General features: G+C 64.5%; 9 protein-coding genes. 3 read left to right on the top strand and 6 right to left on the bottom strand.

The genetic code is table 11. The features are described 5' to 3' along the window. Positions 1-9 precede the first annotated feature (9 nt). Together KVQ74_RS23110 and KVQ74_RS23115 are read right to left on the bottom strand one after the other, a co-directional pair. Positions 10-222: a helix-turn-helix transcriptional regulator gene (locus tag KVQ74_RS23110; protein WP_217833687.1), complete on the bottom strand. Its 213-nt coding sequence runs from the start codon at positions 220-222 to the stop codon at positions 10-12. Further along, positions 219-593: a hypothetical protein gene (locus KVQ74_RS23115; RefSeq protein ID WP_217833688.1), complete on the bottom strand. Its 375-nt coding sequence runs from the start codon at positions 591-593 to the stop codon at positions 219-221. The genes KVQ74_RS23110 and KVQ74_RS23115 overlap by 4 nt, the downstream gene beginning before the upstream one ends. Positions 594-800: 207 nt before the next feature. Here KVQ74_RS23115 and KVQ74_RS23120 point away from each other — a divergent pair, with 207 nt between their 5' ends. Beyond that, entirely contained in the window at positions 801-1217 is a 417-nt protein-coding gene (locus tag KVQ74_RS23120; RefSeq protein WP_217833689.1) for an organic hydroperoxide resistance protein, read from the top strand. A 67-nt stretch (positions 1218-1284) separates the two neighbouring features. Here the strand turns inward: KVQ74_RS23120 and KVQ74_RS23125 are convergent, their stop codons facing one another. The 4 genes from KVQ74_RS23125 to KVQ74_RS23140 all read right to left on the bottom strand — a co-directional run bounded on the left by KVQ74_RS23125 (position 1285) and on the right by KVQ74_RS23140 (position 4807). Beyond that, positions 1285-1764 carry a copper chaperone PCu(A)C gene (locus KVQ74_RS23125; protein WP_217833690.1) on the bottom strand — a complete coding sequence of 160 codons (480 nt, stop codon included), beginning with the start codon at positions 1762-1764 and terminating at the stop codon, positions 1285-1287. Further along, on the bottom strand, positions 1764-2369 hold the full coding sequence (locus KVQ74_RS23130) for an SCO family protein (protein WP_217833691.1): 606 nt from the start codon (positions 2367-2369) through the stop codon (positions 1764-1766). The genes KVQ74_RS23125 and KVQ74_RS23130 overlap by 1 nt, the downstream gene beginning before the upstream one ends. Before the next feature lie 157 nt (positions 2370-2526). Continuing rightward, positions 2527-3954: an efflux transporter outer membrane subunit gene (locus tag KVQ74_RS23135; protein WP_217833692.1), complete on the bottom strand. Its 1428-nt coding sequence runs from the start codon at positions 3952-3954 to the stop codon at positions 2527-2529. A gap of 58 nt (positions 3955-4012) precedes the next feature. Further along, a complete protein-coding gene (locus KVQ74_RS23140; protein ID WP_217833693.1) occupies positions 4013-4807 on the bottom strand; it encodes a helix-turn-helix transcriptional regulator in 795 nt (264 codons plus the stop codon). Positions 4808-5300: 493 nt separating this feature from the next. Between KVQ74_RS23140 and KVQ74_RS23145 the strand changes: the two genes are divergently transcribed. Together KVQ74_RS23145 and KVQ74_RS23150 are read left to right on the top strand one after the other, a co-directional pair. After that, the gene (locus KVQ74_RS23145; RefSeq protein WP_217833694.1) at positions 5301-11711 is read left to right on the top strand and encodes a non-ribosomal peptide synthetase; all 6411 of its coding nucleotides are present in this window, start codon (positions 5301-5303) and stop codon (positions 11709-11711) included. 164 nt (positions 11712-11875) lie between these two features. Beyond that, positions 11876-20794: non-ribosomal peptide synthetase (locus KVQ74_RS23150; protein WP_217833695.1), on the top strand; the 8919-nt coding region annotated here is incomplete at its 3' end.

Genomic DNA, 20794 nt, shown 5'->3' on the forward strand with positions numbered 1-20794 from the left:
TGACCGCTCTCAGTCTTCGCTGCGCGGGTCGATGCCATCATCAAAGATGCTTTCAATCGGCATCTCGAATGCCCGGGCGATCTGAAACGCCAGCGGCAGGCTTGGGTCGTAGCGTTCGTTCTCGATGGCGTTGATCGTCTGGCGCGACACGTTCAAGCGTTCGGCCAGATCGACTTGCGACCATTTGCGCTCGGCGCGCAGATCCTTGAGGCGGTTTTTCATTGGTAGCGCCGCTTGGCGATGCGCAGGCCGATCATCCACGTCAGACCCATCACCGGCCAGACCCACAGCCACGGGATGTGCGGTGCGCCGACGTTCTCCAGAAAACCGTAGCTGAACGTCAACAGTGCCGATGCGGCGAAGGCGAAGCCGAGGGCTTCGAACTGGATGCGCAAGTACATTTCGTCCAGGCGGCGCATGTCGCGCACGATGGCCCAGCAGAACAGGCAAACCGGAATCATCGGCATCAGCACAATGAGGGTACGCAGCCACAGACTCGCGTCAGCCAGGTACAGCAAGGCGAATTGCGATGTCAGCAATACCACGATGTACAACGCCATCGCAGCAACCATTTCGCGGTTGAAGTGCTTCATTCTCTACCTCCTATGTAAAAGACGCTTTACATAGTCTTTGATGGCTTTCTTGATGTAAAGCACGCTTTCCATAAAAGTGCCGCCGACAGTCCATACGTCCGCTTCACCAGTGCGTCATGACCCCGCGTCTATAGTCAGTGGGCTGTGTGAAACGGGCGGCGCAAGCAACACGCGTCGAAAAGTCAGATTACCAATCAGGAGATGACGATGAGCCAGATCGAAAAAGTGCTCTACACCGCGAAAACCCACACCACCGGCGGGCGTGACGGTGCTTCACGCAGTTCCGACGGGATTCTCGACATCAAGCTGTCGTCTCCGGGTTCCAATGGCGGCGGCACCAACCCGGAACAACTGTTTGCGGCCGGCTGGTCGGCGTGCTTCATCGGTGCGATGAAAGCGGTGGCGGGGCAGGAGAAAATCAGTCTGCCCAAGGATCTGGCGGTGGATGCCGAGGTGGATCTGGGCACCAATGCCGGTGGGTATCTGTTGCAGGCGCGGCTCAATGTGAGCCTGCCGGGCATGGAGCGTGAGGCGGCGCAGAAACTGGTGGAGGCGGCGCATCAGGTGTGCCCGTATTCCAAGGCCACGCGCAACAATATTCAGGTCGAAGTGAAACTGGCCTGAGGTGCAATGCAAAACGGGGCGGCATGATCGTCGATCATGCCGCCCCGTTTTGCATTCCAGTCAGCGATCAGTGCATCTTGCTGTGATCGTGACCTTCCATGTTGGTCAGCGCGCGAACCGGCGCCTTCACTTCAAGCACTTCTTTTTCGCCCTTGGCGTTTTCCACGGTCAGGGTCAGCGGCACGCTGTCGCCTTCCTTGAGCGGGCCGGTCAGGCCCATCAGCATGACGTGGTAGCCGTTCGGATCGAACTTGACGGCTTTGCCGGCAGGCAGATCGACCGATTTCACCGGCCCCATGCTCATCACGTCGTTCTTCATGGTCATTTCGTGGATCTGCACGTCCCTGGCGACGGGCGAGGCGACGCTCAGCAGTTTGCTGTCGCTGTCGGCGGTGAGGGTCATGAAGGCGCCGCTGGCCGACTGGTTGGCAACGGTGCCACGTACCCAGGCGTCGTCGACCTGGGTCTGTGCCGAAACCTGGAACGCCAGGCCCAGCAGGGACAGACCGAATACAGCACGTTTGAGGGTGTTCAGGGCAGCGTTCATCAGCAGACTTCCATAACGGTGAGCAGATCTTCCGTGCACTCTTGTGCCGAAAGCGAGGTAGACAGGCCCAGGCGCAGCTCGCCCCGGGAGTCGTAGACGTAACTGGTGGCGGTGTGCGAGATGGTGTAGGTGTCGCCGGCCGGGACTTTCTCGAAGAACACGTCGAATTCCTTGGCCGTGGCCTTGGTTTCCTCGAGCGTGCCGTACAGCGCGACGAAGCTCGGGTCGAAAGCCTTGACGTAGGCGTCGAGGATTTCAGGCGTGTCGCGCTCCGGATCCAGGGTGATGAAGATCACCTGCAGGCGGTCGCCGTCCTTGCCCATCAGTTTCTTGATTTTCGCCGCGCGGGCCAGCGTGGTCGGGCAGACCGCCGGGCACTGGGTAAAGCCGAAGAAGATCATCGGCATCAGGCCGCGATAGCTCGACAGGGACACGGTGTTGCCGTCGGTGTCCTTGAGCTTGAAGGTGCGTCCGAGGATCTTGTCGCTCAGATCCTTGCCGTACTTGTACGACAGTTGGCCACGGGTGTCGCAGCCGGCGAGCAGGCCAAGGCCGAGTACACCCATTCCCGCAAGCACCTTGCGGCGAGTCAACAAAGCCGTCATTTCATACCGCCTTTTGAAGCCCTCCGGTCGACAAGACTGGCGGGCGGTTAACCGTAAAAGCGGCGCATCATACCAAAATGATCCGCCGCGCCGGCCTTCGAAGGCCGGGCATTGCCGGATCGGGCGATAAAAGGTGTAAGAAAAAATGACCCGGTAATCAGCGGCGAACGGGCTCCGCAGCGCTCCAGCCGCCCCCCAGCGCGGTGTACAGATTCACCTGTGCGACCAATTGTCCCAGGCGATCAGTGATCAGGGTTTGCTGGGCGCTGAACAGCGAGCGTTGCGCATCGAGGAACGTCAGGCTGCTGTCGACGCCGCTGCGATAGCGGTGCTGCGCCATGTCGTAGTAGTCCTGGGTGGATTGCACCAGATCGCGCTGGGCCTGGAGTTGTTCCTGGTAGGTTTTGCGCGCCGCCAGTCCGTCGGACACTTCCTGAAAGGCTGTCTGAATCGACTTCTCGTACTCGGCGACCGTGATGTCTTTCTGCAATTTCGAATAATCCAGGCTGGCCCGCAGGCTGCCGGCGTTGAAAATCGGCAGATTGATTTGCGGCTGGAACGTCCAGGCGCCGGAGCCGGCCTTGAACAGGTCGGACATTTCGCGGCTGGAGGTGCCAGCGCTGGCAGTCAGGCTGACGCTGGGAAAGAACGCCGCCCGGGCCGCGCCGATATTGGCGTTGGCAGCCTTGAGCTTGTACTCGGCCTGGAGAATGTCCGGCCGGCGTTGCAGCAGCTCCGACGGCAGTCCGGCCGGCATTTGCGCCACCAGATCGCTGGCCAGTGGACGCGCCGGCAATGTTTCGGGCACGGCTGCGCCGACCAGCAGGGTCAGGCTGTTCAAGTCCTGGGCCACCTGACGCTGATAGCGGGCGAGACTGGCGCGGGTGCTGTCGACGCTGGTCTGTGCCTGGATCTGATCCAGTGCCGACGACTTGCCCGCCTCGCGGTTGCGGGTGGTCAGGCGCAGGCTCTGTTCGTCGGCGGCCAGGGTCTGGCGGGTCAGCTCGAGCAGTTCCTGATCGGCGCGCCAGGTCAGATAGGCGTTGGCAACGTTGGCCACCAGGCTCAATTGCGCGCTGCGCCGCGCCTCTTCGCTGGCCAGAAACGTCATCAGCGCCTGTTCGCTGAGACTGCGCACCCGGCCGAAGAAGTCCAGTTCATAGGCGCTGATGCCCAGGTTCACGCCGTAGGTCGAGGTGATGGTCGATTGGCCGGTGCGGGTCACGCTGGGCGGCACGCGCTGACGTGATTCGGTGGCATTGGCCGACACCGCCGGCAGCAGGTCGGCGCGCTGGATCCGGTACTGCGCCTGGAACGCCTCGACGTTGAGCGCCGCCACGCGCAGGTCGCGGTTATTGACCAGCGCGCTTTCGATCAACTGTTGCAGCACCGGGTCGTTGAACACGCTGCGCCAATCGTCGTTGGCCAGCATCGGCGGCGGTTGTGTGGCGTAGGCCGGGCCTTGCGGGTAATGCGCCGGGTTGGGCGAGGGCGGCTGCTGATATTCAGGAATCAACGTGCAGCCGCCGAGCAGCAGGGCCACGGTCAGGGACGCGCTCAGCAGGGAAACGGATAAATCAGGCATCACATCATCTCGTACACGGAGGAGGCGGGGCAGCGCAGGGGCCGCACCCGGATTCAGGTCAGGCACCGGCCATCCATTTCGCCAGGCCATGCCGGCCGCTGACGCCAAGTTTGGCGGCCGAGCGCTTGAGGTAGGTTTCGATCGAGCTGTTCTTGACCCGCAACCGTTCGGCCAGTTGCGGCACGGTGCCGCCGGTCAGCAGGCCCAGGCAGACTTCCTTCTCCCGTGCCGAGAGGCTGATGTCATTGAGGGCCAGACGCTCGTCGAACACTTGCGGCAATGACGTCTGTTCCGGGTCGGACAGCGGCACCCGGGCCAGCCGGGCGCTGGTTTTGCGGCTGATCTGCGCGTGGTGCTCGATCAGTGGCAGCAGGGTGTCGGACAGGCTCTTCAAGAACGACAGCTCCGGCAGGGAAAACACCCGGTCTGTATGGAGGCGGCAGAACGCGATGACGCAGCGGCGGTTCGAAGTGCGCGACACCAGATTGCACTGATGGACGCTGTGGTGCGGAGGTCGATGCTGGAGCGAAGCCTTCAACTGGATCAACAGCGAGTCGTTCATTTCAATCATTTGTTGCAGCAGCGGGTGGTCGTCCGGACTCGCCAGCGGGTCCGGCGGTGCCAGCGATTGCGGCAGCCCGGCGCTGCCCAGCGCCTTGATCTCGACCACACTGGACTGACGCTCATCCAGAATCCATTCACTGAGATCGACCCGGCTCACCGGCACCAGCGTGTCCACCAACTGGTACATGCGGGTGGCGAACAGCTCGTCGCCGGTGCTGGCGATCAGATCGCCCAGCTGCCGATAAAAGTGCGGGTTTTCCATGTTGCGAAGACTGCCGGTCAGATTCATATCCTTGTCATCCCTGATTTAAAGCCATCACCGAATCGTCTGCCGTGCATCCACCTGCGAGTTCCCACGCAATCCTTTCTCCCTGAAATGGATAGGTGCGGGATTTAAGCCCAATGATTTGTCCTACGTCTGTAAGGGAAATCGGGGACACAAATTGCCACTGTTTCCGAAAAAGAACTTCGACGTTTCTGGCGTGCTAAGGGATGCCCCGATGGCCCGGTCTGTCAGAGCGGTCGGCTGATGGCCCAGCAAACCATGGGCACTGCGGCGTTGACCTGATGGGCTGAGGCAGTCCCCTACGGGTGTGACTGGCGATTGTCCTACAAGATTTTCAGTCATTCCTCGGTGAGCTTTTGGACGGATCACCACATTTTCCCGCACTGCAAGGTCGGCAGGCGCGCCGTGGGCAGGGCGGAAGTGTCCGGGTTTCAAGTGTCATGCGGGCTAGAGGGCCGATGCTTGAATACCGGGATATAGCCATGAGACGGATCTTATGAATCATTTTGCTGTCGACGCGGCGCACGGACTGTCCGCCACTTGCGAAACCTTTCCGCTGACCACCGCCCAACGGGACATCTGGCTCGATCAACTGCGCCAGGGTGACTCGCCGCTGTACAACATCGGCGGATATGTCGACTTGACCGGCCCGCTGGACCCGGCGCTGATGCAAAGGGCACTTGAAGGCCTCGTGGCCCGGCATGACGCCATGCGCACGATCCTGTTGCCGGGGGCCGGCGAGCACGGCTTGCCGTTGCAGCGCTTTGCCCCGGCATTGCCGGCGCCGATGCAGGTGCATGATGTTTCCGCGCAGCCCGATCCGCAGTCGGCGGCACGACAACTGATTCAGGCGCGCATCGAGCAGCCATTCATCCTTGATGGCGGGCCTCTGTTTCGTCTCACGCTGGTACGGCTGGACAGCCAGCACCATTGGCTGTCCATCCTCGCCCATCACCTGATCACCGACGGCTGGGGCTTCGGCGAGATGCTCAAGTCGCTGGACGAGATCTACAACGCCCTGGCCGACGGACAACCATCGCCGGACTCCGCGCCGTCTTATGTCGACTTCATCCATGACGATGCGCGCTATTACCAGTCCGCGCGTTATGCGCATGACCGCGACTACTGGCTCGACAAGTACCGCAGCCTGCCAGAGCCGTTGCTGTTGCCGCGCTATCAGGAGCGGTTTGTCAGGGAAGCAGCGCCGACGCGGATTTTTTCCACGGCGTTTTCCGCGCAACTGCATGAGCGCATGAAGCACGTGGCCCGCGAGTCCGGTGCGTCGGCGTTCCATGTGTTGCTGGCGGCGTTGCATGTGTATTTCAGCCGAACCGCCCAGCGCGACGAATGGGTGGTGGGGGTGCCGCTGCTCAATCGCTCCGGCGCCCGTTTCAAATCCACACTGGGCCTGTTCACCCAGGTCAGCGCGGTACGCATGGGGTTCGGCCGTGACCTGACGTTCCGCGAACTGATCGTGGCGATCCGCGACGAACTGAAAAAGGATTTTCGCCATCAGCGTTTTCCCCTGAGCGAGATGAACCGCGCCCTGGGCCTGCTGCGCGAGGATCGCTCGCAATTGTTTGAAGTCACCGTGTCCTACGAGCACGACGCGCACGAGTACCGCTACGGCCAGGCGCAGGCGCGGGTGATCAAGGTCTCCAATCACGACGAAGGCACACCGCTGGCGGTGCATTTGCTCAGCAACCGCAGCAGGCATGAGGACAGTCTGTATCTGGTGTACAACGAGGCCTACTTTGACGCCGATGAAGTCCGGGCGCTGACCGAGCGCTTGCTGCTGGTGCTGGAGCAGGGCCTTGAGAATGCCGATCTGCCGGCTGGCGATTTCTGTCTGAGTACGCCAGCCGAATCAATCCTGTTGCAGCAGTGGAACGCCACGCAGGTGGCTTACCCGCAAGGAATGACGATCCACCAGCGCTGCGAAACCCAGGCACAGCAGCGGCCCGATGCCGTGGCGGCGAGTTTCCAGGGACAACACCTGAGCTTCGGCGCACTGAACCATCAGGCCAATGCACTGGCCCATCATCTGCTCGGGCTCGGCGTGCAGCCGGATGACCGGGTGGCGATCGTGGCCCGTCGGGGGCTGGACACGCTGGTCGGCTTGCTGGCGATCCTCAAGGCCGGTGCTGCCTACGTGCCGCTGGACCCCGCGCACCCGGCCGAGCGCTTGAACTATTTGCTCGATGACAGCGCGCCGGTTGCGGTACTGACCCAAAGCGCTCTGCGCGAACGCTTGCCGACGCTGGCGGTGCCGGTGATCGAGCTCGACCGCCGCACCTGGCCAGACAAAACGGCCAATCCGACGCTGCCACAACTGAACGCGACCCACCTGGCCTACGTGATCTATACCTCCGGTTCCACCGGGCAGCCCAAAGGGGTGATGGTCGAGCATCGCACCCTGAGCAACCTGGTGGATTGGCACTGTGCGGCGTTCGGGCTGCGCGCCGGGCAACACACCTCGAGCCTGGCCGGCTTCGGTTTCGACGCCATGGCCTGGGAAGTCTGGCCGGCCTTGTGTGCAGGGGCGACGCTGCACCTGGCGCCGACTCACGACGGCAGCGAAGACATCGGCGCGCTGCTGGAATGGTGGCGCACGCAACCGCTGGACGTGAGCTTCCTGCCGACCCCGATCGCCGAATACGCCTTCAGCCGTCAACTCGAACACCCGACCCTGCGCACGCTGCTCATCGGCGGTGATCGCCTGCGCCAGTTCAAGCAGGCGCAGACATTCGCGGTGATCAACAACTATGGCCCGACCGAAGCCACCGTGGTCGCCACCTCGGGGCCGATTCATCCGGGCGGCGTGCTGCACATCGGCAAACCGGTGAGCAATACGTCGGTGTATCTGCTCGATGATCGACAGCGACCGGTGCCGCTCGGTATCGCGGGTGAACTGTACGTGGGGGGCGAGGGCGTCGCCCGGGGCTATCTGAATCGTCCGCAGTTGACCGAGGAACGCTTCCTCGCCGATCCGTTCAGCGCCCGCCCGGGCGCGCGCATGTATCGCACCGGCGACCTCGCGCGCTGGCGCAGCGATGGCACCCTCGAATACCTGGGGCGCAACGACGATCAAGTGAAAATCCGTGGCGTGCGCATAGAACCCGGTGAGATCGAGGCGGCACTGAGCAGTCACGAGGCCGTGCAGGAGGCGGTGGTCATGGTGCGCGACGGTCAGTTGCTGGCCTGGTTCACCGAACGCGAGCCCGTGGACATCACCCGGTTGCATGCACACCTGAAAACCCGTCTGCCGAGTTCGCTGCTGCCCGGTGCCTATGTGCGTCTGGCAAGCATGCCGCTGACCGCCAACGGCAAGCTTGATCGCAAGGCGCTGCCGGCGCCGGGGCCGGAGGCCTTGATCCGGCGCGAGTACGAAGCGCCCGAAGGTGATGTCGAGGTGCTGTTGGCGCAGCTCTGGGCCGAGTTGCTGCAAGTCGAGCGTGTCGGGCGTCACGATCATTTCTTTGAGCTGGGCGGGCATTCATTGCTGGCGGTGAACCTGATCGAGCGCATGCGCCAGGCCGGCATGAGCAGTGACGTGCGGGTGCTGTTCGGCCAGCCGACGCTGGCGGCATTGGCAGCGTCAGTCGGCAGTGGCCGCGAGGTCGAAGTCCCGGCCAATCGCATTCCGCCGGACTGCCCGCGCATCACCCCGGACCTGCTGCCGCTGGTGCAACTGGATCAGGCCTCCATCGACCGCATCGTCGCCACGGTGCCGGGCGGCGCGGCCAACGTGCAGGACATCTATCCGCTGGCGCCCCTGCAGGAAGGCATTCTGTATCACCACATCACCGCCGCACAGGGCGATCCGTACCTGCTGCAATCGCGTCTGGCGTTCACCGGCCTCGAGCGGGTCGAGGCGTTTGCGGCGGCGCTGCGTCAGGTCATGGCGCGGCACGACATCCTGCGCACGGCGGTGGTTTGGGAAGGCGTGAGTTCGGCGGTGCAAGTGGTGTGGCGGCAGGCCGAATTGCCGGTGCAGGAGATCGTGCTGGATCCGGCCGCCGGCGATGTTCTGGAGCAATTGCATGAACGCTTCGATGCCCGCCGTTATCGTCTGGATATCAGCCAGGCGCCGTTGATTCGTCTGGTTTACGCCCGCGATCCGGCCCTGGGACGAATCGTCGCGATTCTGCTGTTCCATCACCTGGCGCTGGATCACATCGCGCTGGAAGTCATGCGCCACGAAATGCAGGCCAGTCTGCTGGGACAGGCTGAACCACTGGCCCCGGCGGTGCCGTATCGCAACTATGTGGCCCAGACCCGCCTGGGCGTCAGCGAGCAGGAGCACGAAAGCTTTTTCCGCGAGATGCTCGGCGACATCGACGAGCCGACCCTGCCATTCGGCTTGCACAACGTGCAGGGCGACGGCCGGGGCATCGACGAGTCGCAGCAGAGGCTCGATACCGATCTGGAGCAACGTCTGCGCAGTCAGGCGCGGCTTCTGGGCGTGAGTGTCGCAAGCCTGATTCACCTCGCCTGGGCACAGGTCCTGGCGGCGACCTCCGGGCAGGAGCAGGTGGTGTTCGGCACTGTGCTGATGGGGCGCATGCAGGGCGGCGAAGGCGCCGACCGCGCGCTGGGGGTGTTCATCAACACCTTGCCGTTGCGGGTGGATGTGGGCGTCGGGGCACGGGCCGGGGTGCAGGCCACCCATGCGCGCCTGACCGGGCTGCTCGGGCATGAACACGCGTCGCTGGCGCTGGCCCAGCGATGCAGCGGCGTTGCATCGCCGTCGCCGCTGTTCAGCTCGCTGCTCAACTATCGACACACCGACGATCAGGCGCAGCACGAAGCGTCACGTCAGGCCTGGCACGGCATCGAAACCCTGGCCAACGAAGAGCGTACCAACTACCCGATGACCATGAGTGTCGACGACCTGGGCAGCGCCTTGCAGCTGACCGCACGGGCGCTGACCAGCATCGGCGCCGAGCGGGTTGGCGATTACATGCATGCGGCGTTGAAGGGATTGGTCGAAGCGCTGGAGCAGGAACCGCAACGGTCGCTGAATCGTCTGTCGATCCTGTCGCCTGGCGAGCGCGAGCGACTGCTGGTCGGGTTCAACGCCACCGAGGTCGAGTGTGCGCCCGGGCAACCGGTGCAGACGTTGTTCGAGGAGCAGGTGCGGCGCAAACCGGGTGCCATTGCGGTGCAGTTCGGCGAGCAACGCCTGACCTGGCGCCAGCTCAACGAGCAGGCCAACCGCCTCGCTCATCACTTGCGCCAGCGGGGCGTGCAACCGGATACGCGGGTGGCGATCTGCGTCGAGCGCAGCCTCGATCTGGTGATTGGCCTGCTCGGTATTCTCAAGGCGGGCGGCGCCTATGTGCCGCTCGATCCCGACTACCCGCTGGAGCGCTTGAACTACATGTTGCAGGACAGCGCTCCGGTGGCGTTGCTGGTGCATTCGGCGACGCGCAATCTGCTTGCCGAGTCCGGTGTGCCGGTCATTGATCTGGATCGCAGCACCTGGCACGACGCGCCGGGCGACAACCTGCAAGTGCCGGGCCTCGGTGCGGCGAACCTCGCCTACATGATCTACACCTCCGGCTCCACCGGTACGCCGAAGGGCGTGATGATCGAGCATCGCAGCGTCTGCAACATGGTGCATTGGGGCTCGCAGATCAGTCCGCCGACGGAGCATGGCGCGCTGCTGCAAAAAGCCCCGTTCAGCTTCGACAGTTCGGTGTGGGAGATCTTCTGGCCGCTGTGTTCCGGCCTGCGACTGGTGCTGGCGCGACCCGATGGCAACCGCGATTCGGCCTACGTGACCCAAGTGATTCGCGAGCAGCAGATCACCGTGGTCAAGTTCGTCCCGGCGTTGTTGCAGCAGTTCATCGAGCAGGAGGATGTCAGCCAGTGCACCAGCCTGACCGATGTGCTTAACGGCGGCGGCGAACTCACCGCCGCTCTGGCGCGCAGTGTGCGCCAGCGCCTGCCCTGGGTGCGTTTGCACAACGTCTACGGGCCGACGGAGACCACGGTCGACAGCACCGGCTGGACGCTCGAACCGCACATGCCGGTGCCGAACAATGCGGTGCCGATCGGCACAGCGTTGAGCAATACCCGTTTGTATGTCGTCGATGCCCACGACCAACCGGTGCCGCAGGGTGTCAGCGGCGAATTGCTGATCGGTGGCGTCGGCGTCGCGCGGGGCTATTTCGGGCTGCCGAAGCTGCAGGCCGAACGTTTTATCGACAGCCCGTTCGTGGCGGGTGATCGGCTGTACCGCACCGGTGATCTGGTGCGCTACCGCCCGGATGGCAATCTCGAGTTCCTCGGCCGCAACGACTTCCAGGTCAAGCTGCGAGGCCTGCGCCTGGAGCCGGGAGAAATCGAGGCGCGGCTGATTGAACATCCTGCCGTGCGCCAGGCGGTGGTGCTGGTGCGCGATGAGCGCCTGGTGGCGTATTTCACCGTGCGCGCCGGCAGCGACGCGCCGGGCATCGAAGCCTTGCGTGCCCATGTGCTGGAACGCTTGCCGGAGTTCATGGCGCCGGGTGCCTACGTGAAGCTCGATGCGCTGCCCCTGACCCCCAACGACAAGGTCGATCGCAAGGCCTTGCCCGCGCCGGGGCCGGAAGCGGTACTCAGCCGCCACTACGAGGCGCCCGAAGGCGACGTGGAAATCCGGCTGGCGCAGATCTGGGCCGAGGTCCTCGACCTGGAGCGGATCGGCCGCAACGACAACTTCTTCGAACTTGGCGGGCATTCGTTGCTGGCGGTGAGCCTGGTGGCGCGTATGCGTCAGGCCGACCTGCATGTCGATGCGCGGACGCTGTTCAGCCAGCCGACGCTGGCGGCGCTGGCAACGCATACCACGGGGCAGGCCAGGCAACTGGACATCCCGCAGACCACGATTCCGCTGCTCAACCGTAAACGGCGGATCTGACCCACAACACCTGACGGGAATCTGAGAAAGGGCGGCGGCGGATTGTCCCCGCTTCCCATGTCAGCCCCCCAAGCCTCGATGTTTTAGTTTTCCAGAGCTGCGCGCCACCGGCAGGGACTCGCCGCTGCGTGCTTTTTTTCCAGAATTTACAGCAGGTTACCTCCATGCATTTCAGCGAATTGATGGCTGTCCTTTCCACCCATGCGATCCGCCTTCAACAGGACGATGAAGACCTGGTCATTCTGGGCAACGACGAGGCGCTGGATGATGCGCTGTGGGACAGCCTTGCCGAACACAAGGGGCAACTGCTGGCGTTCGTCGCCAGCCACGGCGGCGACTGGCTGAGCCCGGCACTGCGCATCACCCCGGACATGCTGCCGCTGGTGACGCTGGATCAGGACACCCTCGACCGGCTTGTCGCGAGTGTGCCCGGCGGTGCGGCGAACGTGCAGGACATCTACCCGCTGGCGCCCTTGCAGGAGGGCATGCTTTATCACCATCTCTCCGCGCCCGAGGGCGATCCCTACGTGTCCCAGGCGCGCTTCACCTTCGCCAGCCGCGAACGCCTGGAAGCGTTCGCCGAGGCGTTGCGCTGGGTGATCGAGCGTCACGACATTTTGCGTACGGCTTTCCTCTGGGAACGCCTGGACGAACCGCTGCAAGTGGTCCTGCGCAAGGCGCCGCTGATCTGCGAAGAAATCGACCTCGACAGTGACGCTGACACGCTGAGCCAACTGCTCGCGCGGCATGACCCGCGCAGTTTCCGTCTCGACCTGCGCCAGGCGCCGACCCTGCGTCTGGTGTACGCCGAGGACGCCGCCCATGGCCGGGTGGTTGCCTTGCTGCTGTTCCATCACATGATCATGGATCACATCGCGCTCGACGTGGTGCGCAAGGAGATTCAGGCGTACCTGGCGGGGCGGAGCGCGGAGGTTGGCGCGGCGGTGCCGTTTCGCAACTACCTGGCGCAGTCGCGTCTTCGCAGCAACGAACAGGCCCACGAAGCCTTCTTCCGCGACCTGCTCGGCGATATCGATGAGCCGACATTGCCCCTCGGCTTGCAGGATGTGCAGGGCGACGGGCAGAACATCGAAGAGTCCTGGCGGATGCTCGACAGCGCTCTGAGTCAGCGTCTGCGCAGTCAGGCGCGTCAGCTCGGCGTGAGCGTCGCGAGCCTGATGCACCTCGCACTGGCGCGGGTGCTGGGGCAACTGTCCGGGCGCACGGCAGTGGTGTTCGGCACCGTGCTGCTGGGACGGATGGACGCGGGCGAGGGCGTCGAACAGGCGTTGGGGATGTTCATCAATACCTTGCCGTTGCGGGTGGATGTCGGCGCCAACCCGGTACGCGCCGAAGTGCTGGCGACCCATCGTCGCCTCAGCGCATTGCTGGCCCACGAACAGGCATCACTGGCACTGGCCCAGCGTTGCAGCGCGGTGGCGGTGCCTACGCCGTTGTTCAGCGCGATCCTCAATTATCGCCACAGCGCCGTCGAAGAAGTCGCCGAGGTCAGCGATCTGGCTGCCGGCATTCAGGTGCTGGGCGCCCGGGAGCGCACCAACTATCCGCTGACCGTCAACATCGACGACCTGGGGCAGGACCTGCGCATCACCGCGCTGGCGGATGCCGCGCTTGGCGCCGAACGCATCGCCGGTTATCTGCATGTCGCGCTGGAGAGTCTGGTCGAGGCCCTGCAATCCGCGCCGCAAACCGCGCTGCACAGCCTGAATATTCTGCCGGCCGCCGAACGTGAACACCTGCTGTACGGCGTCAATGCACCGCTGTCACGGTTTGCCGAAACACCGTTGATCCACCAGCAATTCGAGGCCCATGCGCAGGCCAGCCCTGACGCCATCGCGCTGATTTTCGAAGGGCAGACGCTGAGCTACGGCGAACTGAACCGCCGCGCCAACCGGGTAGCGCAGCGTTTGCTGGCGCTGGGTATTCGCCCGGATGACCGCGTGGCGATCTGCGTCGAGCGCGGCCCGCAAATGATTGTCGGCCTGCTGGGCGTGCTCAAGGCCGGTGCCGGTTATGTGCCGATCGACCCGGCGTATCCCCTGGAGCGAATTGCTTTCACCCTGCGTGACAGTGCTCCCGTGGCGGTGCTGATGCAGGCGGCCACGTTGGAGCGGATCGCCGATCTGGCGGTGCCGCAGATCGATCTCGATGACCGCACCCTGGAAACCGAACCGGACAGCAATCTGCAGATTTCCGGGCTGACCCCGGCGCACCTTGCCTACGTGATCTACACCTCCGGCTCCACCGGGCTGCCCAAAGGGGTAATGGTCGAGCATCGCCATGTCGCGCGGCTGTTCTCGGCGACCCGCGACTGGTTCCGCTTCAATGCGCAGGATGTCTGGGCGCTGTTTCACTCCTTCGCCTTCGACTTCTCGGTCTGGGAAATCTGGGGCGCGCTGAGTTTCGGTGGGCAATTGTTGCTGGTCCCGCAGCGAACCAGCCGTTCGCCGGACGAGTGCTATGAGTTGCTGTGCCGCAGCGGCGTCACCGTGCTCAACCAGACGCCGAGCGCCTTCCGCCAGATGATCGCGGCCCAGCAACGCAGCACGTTGCAGCATTCGTTGCGCGAAGTGATCTTTGGCGGCGAGGCGCTGGAAACCGGGATGCTCAAGCCGTGGTACGCCGAGGTCGGCAACGCCGGCACGCGACTGGTCAACATGTACGGCATCACCGAAACCACCGTCCACGTGACCTATCGCCCGCTGGAGGCGGCGGACGCCCAGCGGGTGGGCGCCAGCCCGATCGGTGTGCGCATCCCGGACCTGCAACTGTACGTGCTCGACGAGCAGCGCGAGCCAGTGCCGATGGGCGTGGTCGGCGAGTTGTACGTCGGCGGTGCCGGCGTTGCCCGGGGTTACCTGAACCGTGAGCAACTGACGGCCGAGCGCTTCATCCGTGATCCGTTCAACGCTGCGGCGGACAGCCGTTTGTACAAGACCGGCGACCTTGCACGCTGGGCGGCGGATGGCAGCCTCGACTATCTCGGGCGCAACGACGATCAAGTGAAGATCCGTGGTTTCCGTATCGAACTCGGCGAGATCGAGTCGCGTCTCGCAGCCTGCGCCGGGGTGCGTGAAGCGGTGGTGATCGCCCGTGAAGACAGCCCCGGCGATCAGCGTCTGGTGGCCTACTGGCTGGCGGCTGACGGGGTTGAGCCGAGTGCCGGGCAACTGCGCGAGCAACTGCTTGAGTCCCTGGCCGAGTACATGGTGCCCGGCGCCTTCGTGCGTCTCGATGCCTTGCCACTGACCGCCAACGGCAAGCTCGATCGCAAGGCCTTGCCGCGACCGGAGAGCGAGGCCTTTGCCCGCCGTGGTTTCGAGGCGCCGCAGGGTGAGATTGAAACCCGCATCGCGGCGATCTGGCAGACCTTGTTGCAGGTCGAACGCATCGGTCGCCACGACAACTTCTTCGAGCTGGGCGGCCATTCGCTGCTGGCGGTGAAGCTGATCGAGCGCATGCGGCAGCAGGACATGCATTGCGACGTGCGCGTGCTGTTCGGCCAGCCGAGCGTGGCGGCTCTGGCGGCGACCCTTGGCGGCGTATCAACGGTCAGCGTTCCGGCCAATCAAATCGAACCCGGTTGCACCTGCATCACCCCGCAGATGCTGCCGCTGGCGAGCCTGGATCAGGCCAGTATCGAGCGTGTGCTGGAAACCGTGCCCGGCGGCATCGATAACGTGCAGGACATCTATGGTCTGGCGCCGTTGCAGGCGGGGATTCTCTATCACCACCTGGCGACAGCCGAGGGTGACCCTTATGTCTTGCAGGCGCAGTTCGCCTTCGACGGTCTGGCGCAGATCAAGGCGTTCGTCCGTGCGTTGAACAGCGTCATCGCCCGCCACGACATCCTGCGTACCAGCATCGTGCGCGAAGGCGTGGAAGAGCCGGTGCAAGTGGTCTGGCGCGAGGCGCCGCTGGCGCTGGAGCGGGTCGATGTCGAGACGCTGGACGGCGACGTGTTGCAGCAGATGCAGGCACGCTTCGATCCGCGTCACTATCGCCTCGACCTGCAACGCGCACCGCTGATGCGCCTGGCCTACACCGAAGATCCGCAGCACCAGCGCTGGGTCGGCATTCTGTTGCTGCACCACATCGTCCTCGACCACACCGCGCTGGAAGTGTTGGTGGCCGAGATCAGCGATGCGCTGCACGGGCCGCTCACTGAGCTGCCGGCGCCGGTGCAATACCGCAATTACGTCGCCCAGGCCCGACTCGGCGCGAGTGCCGCGAGCCACGAGACGTTCTTCCGCGAGATGCTTGGCGATATCGAGGAACCCACTCTGGCGTTCGGTGTGCAGGACGTGCTGGGCGACGGCAGCCGCATCATCGACAGCGAGCAGGCGCTGGATGCCGATCTGGCCGAACGTCTGCGCGAACAGGCGCGGCGCCTGGGCATCAGCGTCGCCAGCCTGGTGCATCAGGCCTGGGCGCAGGTGCTGGCGCAGGTTTCCGGAACCGAAGAGGTGGTGTTCGGCACCGTCCTGCTGGGGCGGATGCAGGGCGGCGAGGGCGCCGACCGGGCGCTGGGCATGTTCATCAACACCTTGCCGCTGCGGGTCAGCGTCGGGGCGACGGCGGTGGAAGAGGGCGTGCGTGCGACTCACCAGCGGCTGGCGCAACTGTTGGTCCATGAACAGGCGTCATTGGCGCTGGCCCAGCGTTGCAGCGGCGTGGCGGCGTCCCTGCCGCTGTTCAGCACCTTGCTCAACTATCGCCACAGTGCCGCGCAGCCGGCGACGCTGGGGTGGGACGGCATACAGATTCTCAGCTCCCGGGAGCGCAGCAACTACCCGCTGGTGGTCAGCGTCGACGACCTCGGCCAGGGTTTCCGGCTCTCGGTCCAGGCGGTGCCGCAGGTGGACGGCACGCGGGTCTGCGACTACCTGCAAACGGCACTGCACAATCTGGTGACGGCACTGGAGCAGGATCGCACGGCACCGTTGCGCGAGGTGTCGATCCTTTCGGCGGCAGAGCGTCAGCGGGTGTTGGTCGGCTTCAACGTGACCGGCCGCCAGTACCCACATGAACAGGCCGTGCAACGTTTGTTCGAAGCGCAGGTGCTGGCGCATCCCGACGCCGTGGCGGCGGTGCAGGGGACGCAGCGTCTGAGCTATGACGAACTGAACCGGCGCGCCAACCGCCTGGCGCATCACCTGATCGGCCTCGGCGTGCAACCGGATGACCGCATCGCCCTGTGCATGCGCCGTGGCCCGGAGATGCTGGTGGCGTTGCTGGCCATCCTCAAGTCGGGCGCCGGTTACGTGCCGGTGGACCCGGCCTATCCGCCGGAGCGCATCGCCTACCTGTTGCAGGACAGCGATCCGGTGGCGGTGCTGGCGCAAGCCTCAACCCGCCATTTGCTCGGGATGATGCCGGTGATCGATCTGGACAACGGCAATTGGCAGCATCAACCGGACACTAATCCGTCTTTGCCGAACCTGACCTCGGCGAACCTGGCCTATGTCATCTACACCTCCGGCTCCACCGGCCAGCCGAAAGGCGTGATGGTCGAGCACCGTACCCTGGAAAACCTCGTGCATTGGCACGCCGATGCGTTCGAACTGCGCGCCGGCAGCCACACCGCAAGCGTCGCCGGCTTCGGTTTTGATGCGATGGCCTGGGAAGTCTGGCCGGCGCTGTGCGTGGGCGCGACCCTGCACCTGCCGCCGGAATCGATCGGCAACGAACACCTCGACGAACTGCTCGACTGGTGGCGGGCGCAGCCGTTGCAGGTCAGTTTCCTGCCGACTCCGGTGGCCGAGTACGCCTTCAGCCGTCACCTCGGGCATCCGACCTTGCGCACGCTGTTGATCGGCGGCGACAAGTTGCGGCAATTGCCGTGCGACCAGACCTTCGAGGTGATCAACAACTACGGCCCGACCGAGGCCACGGTGGTCGCGACCTCCGGGCGCCTCGAGTTCGGCCAGGTGTTGCACATCGGTCGACCGATCGCCAACGCCAAAACCTATTTGCTCGATGCCCGGCAACAGCCGGTGCCGGTGGGCGTGGCGGGTGAGCTGTACGTCGGTGGCGCCGGGGTGGCACGGGGTTATTTCAATCGCCCGGACCTGACCGCCGAACGGTTCCTCGATGATCCGTTCCGTCATGAAACGGGCGCGCGGATGTACCGCACCGGCGACCTCGCACGCTGGCTGGCGGATGGCACGCTGGAGTATCTGGGGCGCAATGACGATCAAGTCAAACTGCGCGGCGTACGCGTCGAACTTGGGGAAATCGAGGCGGCGCTGGTCAGTCACCCGGCGGTACAGGAGGCGGTGGCGCTGGTACGCGACGGGCAACTGCTGGCGTGGTTCACCGAACGGGCGCCGGTGGACATCGAAGCGCTGCGCAATCACCTGCAAAGCCGATTGCCGCAAGCATTGGTGCCGGCCGCTTACGTGCGTATCGACGCTTTGCCGCTGACCGCCAACGGCAAACTCGACCGCAAGGCCCTGCCGGAGCCGGATCAGGAGGCGTGGCTGAGCCGTGAATACCAGGCGCCGCAAGGCCCGGTGGAAAGCGCGCTGGCGCAGATCTGGGCCGACGTGCTCAAGGTCAAGCAGGTCGGGCGTCACGACAATTTCTTTGAACTGGGCGGACATTCGCTGCTGGCGGTGAGCCTGATCGAGCGCATGCGCCAGATTGGCCTCAGCACTGACGTGCGGGTTCTGTTCAACCAGCCGACTCTGGCGGCGCTGGCTGCGGCGGTGGGCAACGGACGCGAAGTCGACGTCCCGGCCAATCGTATCCCGGCCGGCTGCACCCAGATCACCCCGGACATGCTGCCGCTGACTGAACTGGATCAGGCCAGCATCGAACGCATCGTCGCCACAGTGCCGGGCGGCGCGGCCAATGTGCAGGACATCTACCCGCTGGCGCCGTTGCAGGAAGGCATTCTTTATCATCACTTGAGTGCATCGGAGGGCGACCCTTACCTGCTGCAATCCCATGTCGCCTTCGCCGATATCCAGCGCCTGCAAGCGTTTGCCGACGCCTTGCAAACGGTGGTCGCGCGCCACGACATCCTGCGCACCAGTGTGGTCTGGGAAGGTTTGCAGAGCCCGCAACAAGTGGTGTGGCGTGATGCGCCGCTGCTGGTGCAGGCTGTTGCTCTGGAGTCGGCGAACGGCGACATTCTCGAGCAGTTGCAGGCCCGTTTCGATGCCCGGGGTTATCGCCTCGACCTCGGTCAGGCCCCGCTGATTCGCCTGATGTATGCCGATGATCCCGCCCATGACCGGGTGGTGGGTGTGCTGTTGTTCCACCACATCGCGCTGGATCACACCGCGCTGGACGTGGTCCGGCGTGAAATGCAGGCCGGTTTGCTGGGGCAGCTCGAACCGTTGCCGCCAGCCGCGCCGTATCGCAATTACGTGGCCCAGGCCCGTCAGGGCGTCAGCGAGGCGGAACACGAAACGTTCTTCCGCGAAATGCTGGGCGACATCGACGAGCCGACCCTGCCATTCGGCTTGCAGGACGTGCAGGGCAACGGAAGCGACATCGAGGAACAATCGCTGACGCTGCCGACCCACTTGAGCCAGCGCTTGCGAGCGCAGGCGCGACTGTCCGGGGTGAGTGTCGCGAGTCTGTTCCATCTGGCCTGGGCGCAGGTGCTGGCGGCCACGTCCGGCCGGCAAGAGGTGGTGTTCGGCACCGTCCTGCTGGGGCGGATGCAGAGCGGCGAGGGTGCCGACCGGGCATTGGGCATGTTCATCAATACCTTGCCATTGCGCATGGCGGTCGATGACGCAAGCGTGAGCCAAGCGCTGCGCACGCTGCACCAGCGCCTGGCTGCGTTGCTCGGCCACGAGCATGCGTCGCTGGCCCTTGCCCAGCGTTGCAGCGGGGTGGCCGCGCCGACGCCACTGTTCAGCGCGGTGCTCAACTATCGACACAGCGTTCACGGCGGTGAACACCCGGCATTTGACCAGGCCTGGCAAGGCATCGAGTTCCTGGCCCAGGACGGGCGCACCAACTATCCGCTGACCCTCAGCGTCAATGATTTGGACGACGGCTTCAGCCTGTCGGCGTTGACCCTGGAACAGGTGGGCGCACGCCGCGTCTGCGAGCTGATGCACACGGCGCTGGAAGGACTGGCGACCGCTCTGGCGGAAAGCCCCGCACAGGCCTTCAATCGCCTGGAGGTCCTGCCGGCAACCGAACGCAAGCGCGTACTCGAACACTTCAACGCCAGCGCCGCCGTGTACCCGGCCGCCCAAGGCGTGCATCGATTGTTCGAGACGCAGGTGTTGCGCACACCGCAGGCACTGGCGGTACAGGCCGGCGCGCAGCGGCTGACGTTCAGCCAATTGAACGAGCAGGCCAATCGTCTGGCTCATCACCTGAGTGGACTGGGTGTCGGCCCGGACAGCCGGGTGGCGATCTGTCTCAAACGCGGCCCGCAGATGCTGGTCGGGCTGCTGGCGATTCTCAAGGCTGGCGCTGCGTATGTGCCGGTCGACCCGGCCTATCCCGCCGAGCGCATCGCCTACATGCTGGCCGACAGTGTGCCGGCGGCGGTGCTGGTCTGTGACCTTGTACTGCCGGTGGCGGTTGCAGTGCCGGTGATCGATCTGGGCCGTGGCGGCTGGCACGACCTGCCGGCCGATAACCCGCAGGTCGCCGGGCTGACGCCGGACAATCTGGCCTACGTGATCTACACCTCGGGCTCCACCGGCCAGCCGAAAGGCGTGATGGTCGAGCACCGCACCCTGGAAAACCTCGTGCATTGGCACGCCGATGCCTTCGAGCTGCGCGCCGGCAGCCACACCGCGAGCGTCGCCGGGTTCGGTTTCGATGCGATGGCCTGGGAAGTCTGGCCGGCGCTGTGCGTGGGCGCGACCCTGCACCTGCCGCCGGAATCCATTGGCAACGAACACCTCGACGAACTGCTCGACTGGTGGCGGGCGCAACCGTTGCAGGTCAGCTTCCTGCCGACTCCGGTGGCCGAATACGCCTTCAGCCGTCACCTCGGGCATCCGACCTTGCGCACGCTGTTGATCGGCGGCGATAAACTGCGGCAGTTGCCGTGCGACCAGACCTTCGAGGTGATCAACAAC

Source organism: Pseudomonas botevensis, from assembly GCF_019145475.1.
Classification (GTDB): Bacteria; Pseudomonadota; Gammaproteobacteria; order Pseudomonadales; family Pseudomonadaceae; genus Aquipseudomonas; species Aquipseudomonas botevensis.